This window comes from Gemmatimonadota bacterium (assembly GCA_026705765.1).
Taxonomy (GTDB): domain Bacteria; phylum Latescibacterota; class UBA2968; order UBA2968; family UBA2968; genus VXRD01.
In genome coordinates this window covers 47,018-62,648 of sequence record JAPPAB010000023.1, presented here as the reverse complement: position 1 = coordinate 62,648, position 15,631 = coordinate 47,018, and the positions used below count along the sequence as shown (strand labels likewise).

Genomic DNA, 15,631 nt, shown 5'->3' with positions numbered 1-15,631 from the left:
CGTGGGATCTTTCGCCTGATGGCGAATTGCTTGCTGTAACACTCAGCCAGGGGAAGCGTCGCGTGACAGACGATACCACTTATGGTGAGAACGGCGCGTATATTGTCCTTATCGACGTTGAAACGGGTGAGTCCATAGAGCCGTTTTCCGATCTACAAATGAGCTGGGCAGGTCGCTGGTCTCCAGACGGACAAACGCTTGCCGCTTATGTCGTTACACAAGACGCTCAGGCCTGTGTTGGATTTTGGAACAGACAGACGCGCGAAGTATTCCTTGTATCCAACGCTGTGATCGGCTGGGGATTTAACTTCGACGTTCCTCAATGGACTCCTGACGGTCACCGCATTATCGTGCGGTTGATCCCGAGCGCCCGTGTCTCTACAAAATCTCCTGACATCATTGTAAGGTCATACACTCCGGGACAGTCAGCCTCAGATCAGCATAGCCCATTCCTTGAACAGCCCGGTATTGATAACTGCGTCGGCGTTGTGGAGATAAGCTCAGGCATTGTTACGGAGTATGCGCCCAGTCTCACGCCAGGTATCCCGCGTATGGCTCCCGATGGGCAAGCTGTCGCACTTTTTAATAAAATTGCATCTCCGGTGGATCGTCCTCACACTATTGCCGATGTGAATATTGTCCCACTTGACGGTCGCGAGCCTTATGCAGTCGCTCGGGAAGTACCTGTCAACAGTTATACCTGTCATTTATCGTGGTCGCCCACTTGCCAGACAATTTGCTATATCACCAGTGGGAAGGGAGAACCTCAACATCTCTACTTCGCACCGACGGATGGATCTACTGAGCCTAAAATGGTGACAGAATTCACTTCGTCCTTGGGTGAATTTCAAATACCCTGGTGGACCGAGGATGGTATGCGCCTTATTTGGCTCCAAAAAGGATGTTTGTATCATCTTTCTATTGAGGGCGGTAAGAAGCGTCGGCTGTTGAAGGATTCAACTCAGATGAGGATAAATGTGATTGCACAACGGCACGGTGATGCAGTTCTCCGTACTGATGATCAGGGCAATATTCTTGCTCACGCAATTGACAAACGCGATAACTCGAAATATATCGTCCGCATCCACTCTGTTTCCGGCGAGACGACTACGGTTTGTCCCGCACCACTTTCAAGTCCCGATAATTTCACCCTAATAGCATCTAAGCGTTTCGTTTTTGCTCGCGGCAGAGAAGCGGTACATGCGTACCCTCTCGACAGTGGGGAGGCAACGACACTACTTAAGACCAATCCCTGGCGACGGGATGTGGAACAACCGGTGCGCAAAGTCATAGAGTTTAAGGACGCGAATGGTCGTGTACAGAAGGCGGCTCTTTTTTTTCCCAAAGACACTCAGGCGGGAGACCGGTTACCTATGGTTGTTACCATCTATCCTGGGAGTAATTTTTCAAGGCGTAATAGGTATAACTCGGAAGCGCGGTTACTCACCAGCGTCGGTTATGCTGCACTCTATCCAGATTCGATTATGGAGGACAATAATCCAATTGAGCAGATTGTGGGCGTAACACTGCCCGCTGTTAATCGTGTCATAGAAATGGGTTTTGCCGACAAAAATCGAATTGGCGTTTGGGGTCACAGCTATGGTGCTTATGGTGTGATGGCATTGGTTACACAAACACGGGCTTTTCGTGCCGCGGTTGCCAATGCGCCGTTCGGAATCAATATGACCAGTACCTATCTTATAGATGTAGCAAGAATAGGGTGGTGCGAAGGGAAGCAAGCGCGAAATGGTGGTAGTCTCTGGGAGAAACGAGATGCCTATATTGAGAACTCGCCGCTCTTTGCTTTCGACCAGGTCGAAGCACCAGTGTTGGTTATATGCGGAACCCAGGATGTGCCAGGATCGGTGAATGTACGGGAGACATTCCTCGGTCTCAGGCGACTTGGCAAACGAGTGGATATGCGAGAATATCAACGTGAGGGCCATATTACGGCTAATTGGTCGGCTGAGAATATCAGGGATTATTACAAGAGCGTGTTCAACTGGTTCAATCAATATCTCAAGGGGTGATATGAGGTTAAGTCTTGATCTCAAAGTTGGGGTCGCAAACGGGATTCTCATACCGATTGATCTTCATTCTCTTGAAGACTTGGAAAATGAGGATCTCAAAAATTCTATTGCGAACTCTGAAAAATGATTGAATAGTGGTTATGTAATGCTCAGGAGTGAAAATACAGTATTGAACTCTCTGGAGACAGGGCGGTGAACCTTAATTAGGAGGCGGAATATGATTAAGCGACTTTTATTTGGTGGATCGGTTATTGAGTCGATCCCGGCAAATGTCGGGTTGGCGATTCTCAGGGTGTTTGTAGGGTTGAGTATGGCATTGGGACATGGATTGGGGAAGATCCCCCCTTCCGAGCGGTTTGTGGCCATTATAGAAAATTTGGGGTTTCCCCTGCCCGAGTTTTTTGCCTGGATGGCAGCCTTTTCGGAGTTTGGCGGCGGGCTATTGTTGGCACTGGGATTACTCACGCGCCCAGGGGCGTTTTTGATATGCTCTACCATGCTGGTGGCCGGGTTCTTACAACACGCAGCGGATCCATTCAGCACGAAGGAGATGGCATTTCTGTACCTGGTTATTACAGGGATGTTTGTGGTTATCGGTTCAGGAAAATACGGGATAGATGCTCTGATACGAGAGCGGGACTCACATTTATAGCACTTCCTGAAATAATAAAGCCTCTTTGGTCTTTCCCGGTTGGGAAATTAGACAGACCACTGCCGCTTGAGCAATGGTCTATTTCCACTTCTGCGATATGGAAACCATTTTGCCGCTAAGATTGTCACAAGATTAGTAGAATTTCTGTGGTAAAACGCTATCTATCGGAGAAAGGGCGTCATTTCATGCAATCCCATTTGGCTTTTCTTCACACTTCACCAGTGCATATCGATACTTTCAATCGGCTTATAGAGGAAGCTTCTTTAGAATTACCCGTTAGACATATTGTAGAAGAGCAATTTCTGACAGAGGCCCGTGACAAAGGAATCACTCAAAATCTGGATGAACGTATTCGAGATTGTATCCTCTCCGCGATAAAAAAAGGCGCAACTGTGATACTCTGCACATGTTCTACAATTGGAGCAAGTGCGGAAAAAGTAAATAATCTAACCGATAGTGTCATTGTTCGAATCGATAGACCCATGGCGGAGAAAGCAGTCGAAATAGGTTCTCGAATTATTGTTGCTGCCGCACTTGAGAGTACAATTGCTCCAACTCGTGACCTTATTCTTGAAACCGCAAAAGTGCGTCAAAAGCGCGTTGAACTTATTGAGGCTTTTTGTGATAATGCCTGGAGCAGATTTGAGGGGGGAGACCACAAAGGATATTTTATTGAAATAGCCCGGAATATAAAAAACAAAGCATCTGAAGGAGATGTTATTGTGTTGGCACAGGCCTCTATGGCGGGAGCCGCAAATTTGTGCCCGGAAATTTCAGTTCCAATTCTTAGTAGTCCTGAAATAGGCTTAATGTATGCAGCCAATGTTTGGAAACAAGTTGGAGACTGAAAATTGAATCCCTATTTGTAGAGTGATGCCTTCACTATTTCGAGGCTATCCCAAGAGTTTAGTCTATGTTTGTTGTTGTGATCATTTCAGCCAATATTGAATGGGATGCTATCGGGAGAATTTTTCCCGATGCTGACCTAAAAGTATCTCCTTATGGACAATGGTTTGAGACGCACCTTGACATTAAAGGTGGGCAACAGTCAGTCATATTTTTTCACGGAGGATGGGGTAAGATTTCGGCATCATCATCAGCACAATATGCTATTGATCGATGGTCTCCAAATCTCGTGGTGAATTTGGGGACTTGCGGTGGATTTGAAAGCGGGGTTGAGAAGGATACGATTGTGCTGGTTGAGCGTACGGTTGTCTATGATATTGTGGAGCGGATGTTGAATGCCGAGGAAGCGATCAGAGATTATACAACTGAGATTGATCTTTCGTGGTTAAGTGAACCATATCCCCATCCCGTGTTGAGAACTGTTTTGGTATCAGCAGACCGCGACCTGGTGGCAGAAGATATTTCAGTTTTGAAGTCCAAATATGGTGCAGTAGCAGGGGATTGGGAGTCGGGCGCAATTGCCTGGGTAGCAAACCGAAATAAGGTCAGATGTCTCATTTTACGCGGGGTTACAGATTTGGTGGGGGCTGAAGGCGGCGAAGCTTATGAAGGCAATGTGCAGATTTATGTAGAAAATACAGAGAGGATAATGAATGATCTGGTTTTGCATCTTCCCAACTGGATTGAGCAGGCGATATGAATAGTAAAAGTTCACATAAAGGACGTTATTTTTAATGGCAAGGAAGAGACTTTGCATAATCGGTTTCGGAAGAATGGGAAAGCAGGCAGTAAATGCGTTCGCGGATCAATTTCAGGTCGAGGTTATTTCCAGGCGTGATATAAGCTCTGAGTTGGTTGATGTTAGAGCGCGACAGTCAAGCAACAATACTAAAAGTCTTTCCGAGGCAGATGTTATTTTTCTGGCTATTCCCGTCTGGGCACTTGGCAAATGGGTTCCGAAGATCAATGAGCATGCCAAATCTGATTGCGTTGTGATTGATTGTTGTACAGCACGACTTGCTGTAGATAAGGAACTATCGCTGTTGAATCGAGAGAGGTTTGGACTATCGCATCTTGGTCCGGGCAATATACCCTTGTTTGGAAAAGCGGACCCCGAGATAGCAGCATGTTTGAAGCGAATGGGTTGTAAGCTGATTCCCAGGACTGCAGAAGATGAAGATCGCAGTACAGGTCCAGGAATGGCGCATTTCATTGGGATGGCTCTTGAACTCTATCTACCGGAGGAAGAGCGAGAGAAGTTGCCATCTGGAGCAGGCAGGTTTCTCCTGCAATTGATTGAACACCTGAAAACGAACTCGCCTTCCACATACAGAGAGACGCAATTGCTGAATCCGTTTATGGCAGATGCCCGCAAAAAGGTAATAAAGGCTCTTGTTCAATTCGATGAGGCGCTCAATAGAGGAGAATTTAACTTCCAGGCCCATCCGCGCGATAAGTGGAGAGATTGACATACTCCCAAAGCTGAAGCATTGGGATTCTTGTTGCTTCAGCAGGGATTGTGGTATCAACGGCAGTAGCCACCCCGCATCAAGTGCGGGGCTGGTCTTACGCTGCCTCCGCCAGAGGTGGACGCCCCCACCTGTGAATGTTTATCGCTGCGTTGAGGTCTCTATCTATTTCAAGACCACATTCGCAACAATGAAATGTTCTTTCTCGCAATTCAAGATTTTCTTTGACAGTGCCACATGCGGAGCAAGTCTTAGACGTGGGTAGCCACTGGTCAATTTGCCGAACTGTTTTGCCTGTCTTTTGTGCGACATGCTTGAGAATAGCCAAGAAGTCCGAGAATCCCAGGTCGTTAATCTTTCTGCCCCACAACTGTTGCATGGCTTTGATGTTCAGCGTTTCAAAGCACATTACATCATAGTCTTTGCACAGTTGATGGGCAAGTTGCCAGTGATAGTCCCTGCGCTGATTCGCTACGCGCCGATGCACTCTGGCAAGGTTCACTCTTGCTCTATGACGGTTGTTGCTACTCTTCTGCTTACGTGACAGATTGCGGTTGGCTTTTTTGGCCTGTCTGGCGTTGCGAGAAAAGAACAAAGGCGATTGTGTTCGTGTGGCGTCTGAGGCCGTCAGGTAGGTTTTCAAGCCGAAGTCAAAGCCTGCGGTTTTACCGTTCTTGACACTGAATGACTTGATACCTTCAGCCTTTGCAACAACACATAGCCACAAGTCGCCTACACGGTCACGCTTGATTGTGACCGTCTTGATACTTTCTACATCGAAGTTTCTGCTTTTGTGATAGCGAAATATACGCTTGCCGATACGCACTTTGTTACGCTCAAGGAATTTGTATCCTGCTTGCGTCAGGGTATAGGACTGATACCGAAAGCGTGATCTGAAAGTGGGCGGTCGCTTGTTGTCTCTGGCAAAGAACTTCTGGTAGCCAAAATCTATGCGAAATACCACATCTTGCAATGCCTGAGACGGTAGCGCACTCCAATGACCAAACCGCTCAGTTTTTTTCAGTTTTGTCAGATGCTTCTTCAGTGCATACTTGTTCGGATACTTATTGAAACGCTGATAGTATCTCTTGTGCAAAGCTATGAAGTGGTTATACACGCCCGCAAAAGCGTCTATCTCATAGTGCAGATACCGATTTCGGGCACACGCCGAATACAGCTTGAATTTGTAAGTTATATAGTCCACTATACGCCCTTTTGATTTTCGACGTAGCGTTTCAGAACTCCAAGCGTCACTTCGCCAGCGGTTGCTACAAACTTACTCCGCGTCCACAAAGACGGCAATCTGCTTTTAAGTTCTGGATATTCAGACCGCAGAATATGAGCCGTATAGCCTTTGAGCCTGCCTACAACACTACTCACTGGCTTTGACGGCGTAACAGAAAGAAGCAAATGAACATGATCAGACAAGATTTCACAACCTTGCACTTCATAGCCATATTCGCACTGCTTCTCAAGCAATAAGTCTTTCAGTCGGGTTTGCATGTCAACAGACAGCACTTGGCGTCGATATTTGGTACACCAGACAACATGATAATGGCAACTGAAAACTGCACTGTGCGAGGTGTGATATTTCATGTCAGGACTTTTCAACTTCACGATCAACCCCTTGTGTTAGATTGTATAGGTTAAATCTAACAAATACATAGCATATTGTCATGTAGAATTATTCGAATAGTCTGGTTGATTCACCACCCATATCGCATATTCGCGATATGCCCCAGGCTAAAGCACCGCCCCATAAATTTTAGCGCGTTACGTCCCAAGCGTGAAGGACTTGGGGATTACGCGCATTTCAGCTAAATCGCATGCAGATGTACGAATCAGTCATTCGGAATGCGCTAACTGAGCCTGTCAAATCCATTATTCAGTTGGATGAAGGCTGGACGAATGTGGTTTTGGAAGTAAACGCGAAGTGGATATTCCGATTCGTTCGGGATCTATCAAATACTCAGCTTGCTGTTGAACAGGTTTTTCTACCCCTTTTCCAGAAAGACTCACCTTTACAGATCCCGGAAATACAGTACTCGGGTAACAACTACATAGCCTACAAAAAGATAGAGGGTGCCAAGTTTTCTGAGACGATATTTCAGAATCTCGGTCAGAGGGAGAGAAAGACTACGGCAGAAGCTTTGGGCAATTTTCTGTCTTGTCTTCACGCTGTTGTATTCGAACACCAGCATATCAAGGCTGCTCCATTTGGGGGCAATGATTTCTGGGGAGAATTGTGGCCTACCGTGTCTCCGCGCCTGCAAAGTCATACTCGGAAGAAAGCCGAAGACTACTTCCAACAAGCAATACCGAAAGTCACGTCTGCCACCTATCAGAACGTCATTGCCCATTCGGATTTTGGTACCAACAATGTCCTGATTGATGCGGCACACTCGAAGATTGTTGGGGTGATTGATTTCGGCGATATAAGTATCAGCGATCCGGCTGCTGATTTCGCAACGTTTTACCGCAGGTTCGGGAAGCAGTTTGCCGAGGATATGGTTGAACACTACCAATTGCCGTTGGGGGAGGACTTCTGGACGCGGGTGGATTATGAGTCAAAGCGAAAGCTCTTTTTTGTTGTTTTTTTTGCTCTGAATTACGGCTTTGAGCAGTACGTACCTGGTGTTGTCAGAGCTATTGAATCCCAATTTGTAGATTGATGCCTTCACTATTTCGAGACTATTCCAAAAGTTCAGTCAAAGGGTGTGGAAAATGAAGGTTGGTGATCTGAACAAGATCAAGTGTATTGTTTTTGATTTTGGTTTTACGTTGTCATCGGATCTCTATTTCAAAGTATCCCCACCTGAATGTCCTGAGTGGCATGACATTATTCAAGAGCATGTGTTCGCCAATCGGCATATCTGCAGGATGTGGATGACGAATGCCCTGGGTCTCAGAGATATTGCGGCCATTGTCTCCGATCATGCGAATATGGATATTTCTGCGGTTTTGAAAACTATGGCGTTGGGATGCAGGGATCTTGACTTCAACGAGGCAGTTTTGAATTTCGCACTGGCGCAGAGAAGTCAAGGGAGACGAACTGCGATTGTAACTGCCAATATGGATGTTTTCTCAGATGTCGTTGTTCCAGCGCATAGATTGGATGAGAAATTTGATGTGATTATCAATTCTTCCGATTACGGAGAAATCGACAAGCGCGCACTCTGGCCCATTGCATTTGAAGCTCTGGGGGATGATATTCACTATGGAAATAGTCTTTTGATTGAAGATGGCAGCAAGGAGCCAGAGTTGTTCAGAGGTTGTGGTGGTTTTGCCTATGAGTACACCAATGACGAGAGTTTTCTTAAATGGTTGGAAGAGGATGTGCGCTAGAATCCTCGTGCAGGTTGTAAGTCTAACCGCTCATGATTACCGGAGACAGTGAAATGGAAAATTACCGTCGTGCTAAGAAGCAGATTGAGGTATCTGTAGGAGAATCTGTCCGTATTATCCGAGAGCTTCAGGAACTTAGTCAAAATGAACTCGCCAGGCGCACGGGCATTCCCCAATCAACTATTTCGGCCATTGAAAATAACCGCATCCAGCTTGGGATTGAACGCGCCAAGGTGCTCGCTCGAGCGTTGCAATGTCATCCGGCTGTTCTCGTTTTCCCCGGTTGGGAAATTAGACAGACCACTGCCGCTTGAGCAACAGTCTATTTTCACTTTTGCAATATAGAAACCATTTTGCCGATAAAAGTGTCACAAGATTAGTAGAATTTCTGTGGTAAAACGCTATCTATCACATACGGACTGGAAGTCTTTCCAAACCATTAAAATGCTGTCGGAACTTATTAAAACAGACCGATTGATACTCAGAGTGTTTAGCCTTGTGGATGTTGAAGATATTTTGTTATACGCATCTGATCCGGAATGGGCGCGCTTTCTTCCGGTTCCCCAACCCTACACGAGAGCAGATGCCGAAAAATTTGTGGCAGGTCAGGTGTTGCAGGATCGCAAAACACGCGTGTCCTGGGCGATTGAACACGCTGGCTCTGTTATTGGTGGGATTAATATTGGATTTGATTTTGATAATCGCGTTGGCGAAATGGGCTATAGCATTGCCCGACGCTTTTGGGGAAAAGGATTGACTACGGAAGCTGTGGGTGCTGTTATCGACGAGGCGTTTTCAGCTTATCCAGATTTGAATCGCATTCGCGCTACAGCCGATGAGAGAAATGTGGGTTCTCTCCGGGTAATGGAGAAGCTGGGGATGGTCCGTGAAGGTGTCCTGCGCCAGGATATCTATCTGAGAGGCGAATTTAAAGACATGGTGTGGTGTGGTTTATTGCGCGATGAATGGGAGGCGCGAAAAAATAGGTGAACTTATGCGAATCAGTTTAAAGAAAGCATCTATTAGAGATGCCGAAGCTATTCACGGACTTCAGATTGCGTCATTTCTGCCACTGCTTCGCAAGTATCGGGATTACGAGACTAATCCAGCCACTGAAGATGTTGAACGGATTATCGACAGATTAAAGCAGCCCCATACCACTTATTACTTCATTATGCTTGACGGCGTGCGAATCGGAGCGATCAGAATTATCTACGATGACGAGGTGAGACGGGCGAGGATTAGTCCCATGTTTATCGTCCCAGAGCATCAGGGGAAGGGATATGGTCAAGATACCATCGGGCTCGTTGAGGGTGTTGTTGATGCGGAGCGCTGGGAGCTTGAGACGATTTTACAAGAGGAAGGTAACTGTTATTTTTATGAGAAAATGGGCTATAGGAGAACTGGCGTTACGCGAGAGCTCAATGATAGGATGACGATTGTTTCTTATGAGAAATTATGATGAGTGATACTGTTGCCGCATTTGAGATGCCGACGTGGGATCCCTGTCCATTTTGTGAAATAGTTGCTGGACGCGGTGAAATGAGGCATGTTATCCATTCGACTGAGAAGACGCTTGCGTTGCTCAATCCCAGGCAGTTTGAAATCGGACAGCTTCTCGTTGTACCTCGCCGTCATGCGCCGACGATATTGGATCTGACGGATGATGAGGCTGATGAAATTGTGAAGACGGTCCGGATAGCGGCGGCGGCACTTGTTAAAACTTTCAATCCAGATGGGATTACGGTTTATCAGAATAACGGCGTGGCCAGCTTGCAGGAGGTGCCGCATTTTCACATGCACGTTGTACCTCGACGGAAGTCGAGCACATGGGGGAGTGGACCACCGCATATCGCCGCCTTACAGCCAAAAGATGGGAGTTTGAAGCAGAAGGTGACTGTGTCATGGGAACGGGCGGAAGAGATTGCGTCTATTATAAGGCCGAATTTTAAGGCGATTTAGATGGGATATCCCAAAGTGCATCCACGCGGATGGATGCATGAGAGTTAAAATAACACCAACACTTACTTAAACACTACTATGTACGATCTCATAAAAGAACACGCGTTTGAGCGGGGGATACTCGTCGGGCTTGCGTTGCCCGGCGTTTCAGTGGCCGAGGCACAGGACACGCTTGACGAGCTCGGGCTTTTGGCGGATACGGCGGGTGTTGATGTTGCCGTGCAGGTGCTTCAGGAACGCGGGCGCAGAGATCCCGCATATCTCATCGGTCGCGGCAAGGCCGAAGAACTCGTCGAACAGGTCGCAGAATACAATGCCCAGGTCGTTATTTTTGACGAGGACCTTTCGCCGGCACAAACCCGCAATCTCGAAACCCTGCTTGAAGTTAAAATTATCGATCGCAGCCGACTCATTCTCGATATCTTTGCCAGTCGCGCTAAGACCAGAGAGGCACAAACTCAGGTCGAGTTGGCTCAACTTATCTATATGTTGCCCCGGTTGACCCGTCAATGGACCCATCTTTCGCGGCAAGCTGGCGGTACTGGTGGCTCTGGCGGTGTGGGTACGCGCGGTCCGGGTGAAACGCAGCTCGAGGTGGATCGCCGCGCGACCAATCGCCGCATTACGATTCTCAAACAGGCACTGGACCGCATTGCCAGACAACGCGAGATTGCCCGCAAACAACGCACCGATATTTTTCGCGCAGCACTTGTCGGTTATACCAATGCGGGCAAATCTACCCTTATGCGTGCTCTTTCTGGCGCTGATGTGTTGATTGAAGATCGACTTTTTGCCACGCTTGATTCCACCACACGGCGCATCTCCCTCGGTTATAACCGCGATATTCTTTTGTCCGATACCGTTGGGTTTATCAAAAAGCTGCCCCACCATTTGATCGCTTCTTTTCAAAGTACCCTTGAAGAGGCAATCGAAGCCGATCTTTTGCTCCATGTGGTTGACGTCAGTCATCCTGCTTGTGAAGAGCATATCGCTACGGTAATTGAGGTGCTTGGGGAACTCGATGTGGCCGATAGGCCGACTATGATGGTGTTTAACAAAAATGATCTGTTAGACGATCAGGCTCGACGCGAGTATCTAAAAGCCACATATCCCGACGCGGTCTGGCTTTCTGCTGAGACGGGCGATGGACTCAAAGACCTGCGATGGGCGATCTACAATCACCTTGAGGGCGATCGTTTGACGCTCGTGGTTCAGATTCCGCAACGCGAGGGCAAACTCCTGTCAGAACTCTACCGAATTGGCGAAGTTTTGCACACGGACTACAAGGGCAATGATGTTTTAATGGAGGTGAAACTCAGCCAGCACAATGCACGGCGTCTTTTGCCCAATGGTCGCTATCAAATCATGTGCTGAATGCATTTCCGTATCAGCGGGTCAGCTCTTCGGGTAGGCAACAAAAAAACGCGCGTTATATAAACGCGCGTTTTGTGTCTATCGCTGTGTCGATCAATCTGCTACCTGCTCAACATCTTTCTGCGTTTCCATATCCGTATCTTCTCGTTCTTCTATTTCTGCATCTTCCTGCGTTTCTGTATCCACATCTGCTTGCGTTTCTATATCCACGGCATTGGGGGCTACAGCGCAGGTCCCGCGCAATACAGCACCTTTTTCGACTATCAACACCTGAGTTGTAATGTCGCCATCAACCTCAGCGCTGGGGCCAAGCCTTACGGAGTGGGAGGCATCTAGAGGTCCTTTGACACATCCGTCAATAACTGCGTCTTTTACGTGGATCAAATCGGCATCTACCTCGCCCTGAGTACTGACGATCAGTGAACCAGAAGACGTGATTTTTCCGCGAAAAGTCCCATCTACGCGAATGCTATCGGCGATCTGAAAATGCCCTTCCACAACCGATCTTTCACCTACAATTGTATTGATGGCTTCTACGTGATTATGTTTGTTAAGCTTCGCTAATTTCGAGGTAAGAAATCGTGCGGATTGCATGCCCGTCCCCCTTCGATAACTTCGTAGTGTAAATGAGGTTCACGGCTTTGCGTTGAGGTGCCTACCAGAGCGATGTATTGCCCTTGCCTGACATAGTCTCCTTCTTTGACCAGCAGTGCGCGGTTGTGACCATACCGCGTCGTATACATGCCACCGTGATCAATAACCACCAGATGCCCCAACTCGGGATCGAAATCTGCAAATGTCACCTGTCCATTGGCTGTGGCCTGCACGGGTGTCCCCGCACTGGCGGCGATATCAATCCCCGAATGGCATTTTATCAATACGCCCGTCGGAGATACCCCGTTGATACAGTTGTCTCCCGCTTCAAATGCACGTGCTACCCATCCAAGAGAAGGGGGCACAGGCCAGATTGCGGGAATCCAGTGCATTTCCAGACCAACGCGCGGCTTGTTTTGCACCAATAGGGTTGCTATTTCATAGTATCCTTCAACGTACTGCGCTTCATCGGGTATTGGCGGCAATCCCATGTGACCTGCCAATATGGAACGCAATTTTTGCTCTCCGACCTGCATGCGCGTTACCACTTGCGCCAGTTCATCCACGCGGGCAACATCGGCGTGCAGGTGCTCATTTTCCTGTTCCAGTATTTGCGCGGTGTGTTTCCAATGCGTGGCTCGCCAGAAAAAAAATAGACCGATAAATACCATCAACAGCCCAAAGGCCAATCCTGAGCCTATCCCCAATAGCATGCGATGACCGAGTTTAAACTTCAGGGTCCGTGAACCATCGTCTGGAATGACCAGCACTGAAAAATTTTTGCGTTGCCAGTTCAACACGCCTCCCAATGTCTTGAGCTATGGGGTGTGCAATATAAGGGGCACTAAACCAGAAGTCAACGGGCGTTTTTAAGTGTGTGATCGGCCAAAATGTGAAATAGATCGGGCAAACACAGTCCCGCAAGTGCCCATATAACGATTTTGAGATCCAGGTCTTTCAAGTCGTCAAACGACATTTTCCAACCCAGATCAAAGAATGCGTTGGGTATAGCTGCGATTGCGTACACAACTATGAAAATATAAAGCACCCGGGTCAGGGTGCCCACAATCGGCGTATGTGAAATTCCTCTGTGTTTGAAAATATGGGAATAAGGCCGCCACAGCAAACGCAAAATCCCCCAGTTTTTCAATGGGTCACTGGCTTTTAAGTCCAGATCGGGCGATAGTAAAAACGTGCCAAATAAGTAGGCAGCCACAAAAACAGTTCCGTATTCGACCATTTCATCGCGTCCGAAATATTCGACGAGGGGATTCCAAAAACAGGCTCCAATGCCGATGATGACTACCAGTAAAAAAAGGTCAATCCGCGTATGTGTTTTTCCCGATGGCATGTCAAAACCCTCCACAAATACCCATGCAAAAAAGGGTCAACACTCACGCGAGCATTGACCCTTTTTTTATTTTTTATGCTTCAAAATCCTTTTTTTAATTGAACCTGCATCTTTCTCTGAAACACATCGCCTTTTATATCTAATGCCACACCCTTGATGTTCACAATGCCTCGATTCATTTCCGGGGGAGGCAAACCACTCTCGTCTTCTTTCAAAAATAGGTGCACGGAAAAAAGAATCGCTGCGCCACCGGCAACGCCCAACACTGCAGCGCGGGTGTCATGGCGCTTGGAATTATCGTAAAATTCTCGTGCCAATGCAGAGGTGCTGGCTTGTTTGTAAAGATCATACGCATCATTGGCCTCTTTTTTTGCATCGAATGCTTGCTTAACCAGAACGCCACCCAGGCCAAACATCAATGCACTGTGAAATTTTGATCGCATCAAAAAGTCCTTACCCACAGCCTGGGCAGGTACAGCCGTGCTCAAGAGCAGGGCAACCACAACCAATACCATACCAGTTCGATAAAACGTACCCATAAACTCGCCTCCGTACTATTCAGGATTTCCGACAACGGGTGTGCCGATTTCGTTTTCCAAATTCGCCATTTCGATCAGATAGTTGTATTTTGACTGCACGAGATTATTGCGCGCATCAAACAAATCGCGCTGCGCCGTCAATCGCTCGAGAAATGTTCCCCCGCCAAAATTATATCGCTCTTCTTCCAGCTTAAAATTTTCTTCAGCCGCTTCCACAGCTACTTCATTTGCTTCGATCAAACGCCGAAAGCGTTCCAGGTTGAGGTAGAGTTGCTGGAGGACCAATGCTTTTTGTCGTTTTGCCTGATCTAATTGTTCCTGGCTGCGCAAATACTGCAACTTTTGCCGTTTCAAGTTGACGCTCGTATTGAAGTTAAAAAGGGGCATAGTCACGCCGATACTAAAACTATAGTTATAGTTCTTAAGGAAGATGTCTTCTATACCACCAAATTCCTCATCCTTACCAATGCTCCAGCTATAAGCTCCCGTGTTCATCGTAATTCTGGGGTGGTACAAACTTTTCCTCGTCGCATTATAAGTGTCTCGGGCAGACAGCATACCGTACTTGCTACCCAGGATGTCGGGGTGTTCTTTAAGGGCTATAGACAGTGCATCGGTAAAAGAATATTTCGGAGACAGAAGTTCAAACTCTTCTTCTGAGGGGATAATATCTACATCCGTGCCCAGGCCCATTGTAAATGCCAGGTTCGACTGAGCGATACTCACGGCATTTTCTCGCTGAATCAGGGTTGCGCGCAAACCCGCCAGATTTGATCTTGCATTTGTTACCTGCAAAATTGCCGCGGATCCAATTTCATACAATGTCTCTGCCCTGCGCAGGCTTTCTTCGGCTACCCGCACGCGCTCTTGCTGGACTTCCAATAGTTTGATGGCTTGTAACAATAGAAAGTAGCGCTGCTTGGTTTGAAAAATGATCGTTTGGCGAGTGCCTACTTGTTGCATTTGTGTTTGCATCAGACTGTTTTTCGCGCTCGATAGCTGGGAAATGATCTGACCGTCATAAATGGGCATTGACAGTCCACCAATTCTGAAGTTCTGCCCACCACCAATTCGATCTTCTCCCAATAACTGCACCAGCGTACCGGTCGTCTGATCCAGAACCTGTCCTTCACGCGGTCCCTGAACACTTCTATTGAGCCCCCAGGTCATAGTAGAAGCAGTTGGAAAAAAACTATTCCGTGCATTATCTACCTGGGTCTCCGCAATCGCAACCGTGTACTTAAATTGCTCAATCTGGGCACTGCTCGTCAGCGAGATCTCCACACACTCATTTAGCGTGAGGCGCATTTCTTTTCGCGCTTCTTGAGCACTTGTATTCACATGGGCAAAAATAATTGCCAGTACTGCGATGTATCTAACGCAACGCATCGTTCAATTCTCCATGTTTC

Annotated in this window: 19 protein-coding genes; 12 read left to right on the top strand and 7 right to left on the bottom strand. The window is 47.4% G+C overall.

Annotated features, from left to right (window positions below):
- The 5 genes from OXH16_02875 to OXH16_02855 all read left to right on the top strand — a co-directional run.
- A partial coding sequence (locus OXH16_02875; GenBank protein ID MCY3680314.1) for a prolyl oligopeptidase family serine peptidase occupies positions 1 to 2,030 on the top strand: 2,030 nt, incomplete at its 5' end.
- 217 nt (positions 2,031 to 2,247) lie between these two features.
- Positions 2,248 to 2,682, top strand: a complete 435-nt coding sequence (locus OXH16_02870) for a DoxX family protein (GenBank protein MCY3680313.1) — start codon at positions 2,248 to 2,250, stop codon at positions 2,680 to 2,682.
- A gap of 146 nt (positions 2,683 to 2,828) precedes the next feature.
- Positions 2,829 to 3,530, top strand: a complete 702-nt coding sequence (locus OXH16_02865) for a hypothetical protein (protein MCY3680312.1) — start codon at positions 2,829 to 2,831, stop codon at positions 3,528 to 3,530.
- A 65-nt stretch (positions 3,531 to 3,595) separates the two neighbouring features.
- Complete coding sequence (locus tag OXH16_02860; protein MCY3680311.1) at positions 3,596 to 4,288, top strand: hypothetical protein; 693 nt, start codon at positions 3,596 to 3,598, stop codon at positions 4,286 to 4,288.
- A gap of 34 nt (positions 4,289 to 4,322) precedes the next feature.
- On the top strand, positions 4,323 to 5,057 hold the full coding sequence (locus OXH16_02855) for an NAD(P)-binding domain-containing protein (protein MCY3680310.1): 735 nt from the start codon (positions 4,323 to 4,325) through the stop codon (positions 5,055 to 5,057).
- Between the two features lie 97 nt (positions 5,058 to 5,154).
- Here the strand turns inward: OXH16_02855 and OXH16_02850 are convergent, their stop codons facing one another.
- Positions 5,155 to 6,261, bottom strand: coding sequence for a transposase (locus tag OXH16_02850; protein ID MCY3680309.1), 1,107 nt, complete (start codon positions 6,259 to 6,261; stop codon positions 5,155 to 5,157).
- The gene (tnpA, locus tag OXH16_02845; protein ID MCY3680308.1) at positions 6,261 to 6,674 is read right to left on the bottom strand and encodes an IS200/IS605 family transposase; all 414 of its coding nucleotides are present in this window, start codon (positions 6,672 to 6,674) and stop codon (positions 6,261 to 6,263) included. Before tnpA ends, OXH16_02850 begins: the two co-directional genes overlap by 1 nt.
- A gap of 209 nt (positions 6,675 to 6,883) precedes the next feature.
- Between tnpA and OXH16_02840 the strand changes: the two genes are divergently transcribed.
- From OXH16_02840 to hflX, 7 genes are all read left to right on the top strand, one after another.
- Positions 6,884 to 7,729 carry an aminoglycoside phosphotransferase family protein gene (locus OXH16_02840; GenBank protein MCY3680307.1) on the top strand — a complete coding sequence of 282 codons (846 nt, stop codon included), beginning with the start codon at positions 6,884 to 6,886 and terminating at the stop codon, positions 7,727 to 7,729.
- A 52-nt stretch (positions 7,730 to 7,781) separates the two neighbouring features.
- A complete protein-coding gene (locus tag OXH16_02835) occupies positions 7,782 to 8,402 on the top strand; it encodes a hypothetical protein (protein MCY3680306.1) in 621 nt (206 codons plus the stop codon).
- A 53-nt stretch (positions 8,403 to 8,455) separates the two neighbouring features.
- A complete protein-coding gene (locus OXH16_02830; GenBank protein MCY3680305.1) occupies positions 8,456 to 8,716 on the top strand; it encodes a helix-turn-helix transcriptional regulator in 261 nt (86 codons plus the stop codon).
- A 76-nt stretch (positions 8,717 to 8,792) separates the two neighbouring features.
- Positions 8,793 to 9,392 (top strand): GNAT family protein, encoded by a 600-nt coding sequence (locus OXH16_02825; protein MCY3680304.1) that lies wholly within the window; start codon positions 8,793 to 8,795, stop codon positions 9,390 to 9,392.
- A 4-nt stretch (positions 9,393 to 9,396) separates the two neighbouring features.
- Positions 9,397 to 9,864, top strand: coding sequence for a GNAT family N-acetyltransferase (locus OXH16_02820; protein ID MCY3680303.1), 468 nt, complete (start codon positions 9,397 to 9,399; stop codon positions 9,862 to 9,864).
- Positions 9,861 to 10,364 (top strand): HIT family protein, encoded by a 504-nt coding sequence (locus tag OXH16_02815; GenBank protein ID MCY3680302.1) that lies wholly within the window; start codon positions 9,861 to 9,863, stop codon positions 10,362 to 10,364. The genes OXH16_02820 and OXH16_02815 overlap by 4 nt, the downstream gene beginning before the upstream one ends.
- Positions 10,365 to 10,442: 78 nt before the next feature.
- Positions 10,443 to 11,738: a GTPase HflX gene (gene hflX / locus OXH16_02810; protein MCY3680301.1), complete on the top strand. Its 1,296-nt coding sequence runs from the start codon at positions 10,443 to 10,445 to the stop codon at positions 11,736 to 11,738.
- A gap of 93 nt (positions 11,739 to 11,831) precedes the next feature.
- Here the strand turns inward: hflX and OXH16_02805 are convergent, their stop codons facing one another.
- The 5 genes from OXH16_02805 to OXH16_02785 form a co-directional block, all read right to left on the bottom strand.
- Positions 11,832 to 12,332 (bottom strand): polymer-forming cytoskeletal protein, encoded by a 501-nt coding sequence (locus tag OXH16_02805; GenBank protein ID MCY3680300.1) that lies wholly within the window; start codon positions 12,330 to 12,332, stop codon positions 11,832 to 11,834.
- Positions 12,299 to 13,129, bottom strand: a complete 831-nt coding sequence (locus tag OXH16_02800; protein MCY3680299.1) for a peptidoglycan DD-metalloendopeptidase family protein — start codon at positions 13,127 to 13,129, stop codon at positions 12,299 to 12,301. The genes OXH16_02805 and OXH16_02800 overlap by 34 nt, the downstream gene beginning before the upstream one ends.
- Positions 13,130 to 13,188: 59 nt before the next feature.
- Positions 13,189 to 13,683 (bottom strand): metal-binding protein, encoded by a 495-nt coding sequence (locus tag OXH16_02795; GenBank protein ID MCY3680298.1) that lies wholly within the window; start codon positions 13,681 to 13,683, stop codon positions 13,189 to 13,191.
- A gap of 80 nt (positions 13,684 to 13,763) precedes the next feature.
- Entirely contained in the window at positions 13,764 to 14,222 is a 459-nt protein-coding gene (locus OXH16_02790) for a hypothetical protein (protein ID MCY3680297.1), read from the bottom strand.
- A 15-nt stretch (positions 14,223 to 14,237) separates the two neighbouring features.
- On the bottom strand, positions 14,238 to 15,611 hold the full coding sequence (locus tag OXH16_02785; GenBank protein MCY3680296.1) for a TolC family protein: 1,374 nt from the start codon (positions 15,609 to 15,611) through the stop codon (positions 14,238 to 14,240).
- Positions 15,612 to 15,631 lie beyond the last annotated feature (20 nt).

Bases quoted from the DNA above. Each gene is read 5' to 3' on its own strand.
- OXH16_02870 (MCY3680313.1), top strand. From the start codon at position 2,248: ATGATTAAGCGACTTTTATTTGGTGGATCGGTTATTGAGTCGATCCCG.
- OXH16_02860 (MCY3680311.1), top strand. From the start codon at position 3,596: ATGTTTGTTGTTGTGATCATTTCAGCCAATATTGAATGGGATGCTATC.
- OXH16_02855 (MCY3680310.1), top strand. From the start codon at position 4,323: ATGGCAAGGAAGAGACTTTGCATAATCGGTTTCGGAAGAATGGGAAAG.
- OXH16_02840 (MCY3680307.1), top strand. From the start codon at position 6,884: ATGCAGATGTACGAATCAGTCATTCGGAATGCGCTAACTGAGCCTGTC.
- OXH16_02835 (MCY3680306.1), top strand. From the start codon at position 7,782: ATGAAGGTTGGTGATCTGAACAAGATCAAGTGTATTGTTTTTGATTTT.
- OXH16_02830 (MCY3680305.1), top strand. From the start codon at position 8,456: ATGGAAAATTACCGTCGTGCTAAGAAGCAGATTGAGGTATCTGTAGGA.
- OXH16_02820 (MCY3680303.1), top strand. From the start codon at position 9,397: ATGCGAATCAGTTTAAAGAAAGCATCTATTAGAGATGCCGAAGCTATT.
- OXH16_02815 (MCY3680302.1), top strand. From the start codon at position 9,861: ATGATGAGTGATACTGTTGCCGCATTTGAGATGCCGACGTGGGATCCC.
- hflX (MCY3680301.1), top strand. From the start codon at position 10,443: ATGTACGATCTCATAAAAGAACACGCGTTTGAGCGGGGGATACTCGTC.
- OXH16_02805 (MCY3680300.1), bottom strand. From the start codon at position 12,332: ATGCAATCCGCACGATTTCTTACCTCGAAATTAGCGAAGCTTAACAAA.
- OXH16_02795 (MCY3680298.1), bottom strand. From the start codon at position 13,683: ATGCCATCGGGAAAAACACATACGCGGATTGACCTTTTTTTACTGGTA.
- OXH16_02790 (MCY3680297.1), bottom strand. From the start codon at position 14,222: ATGGGTACGTTTTATCGAACTGGTATGGTATTGGTTGTGGTTGCCCTG.
- OXH16_02785 (MCY3680296.1), bottom strand. From the start codon at position 15,611: ATGCGTTGCGTTAGATACATCGCAGTACTGGCAATTATTTTTGCCCAT.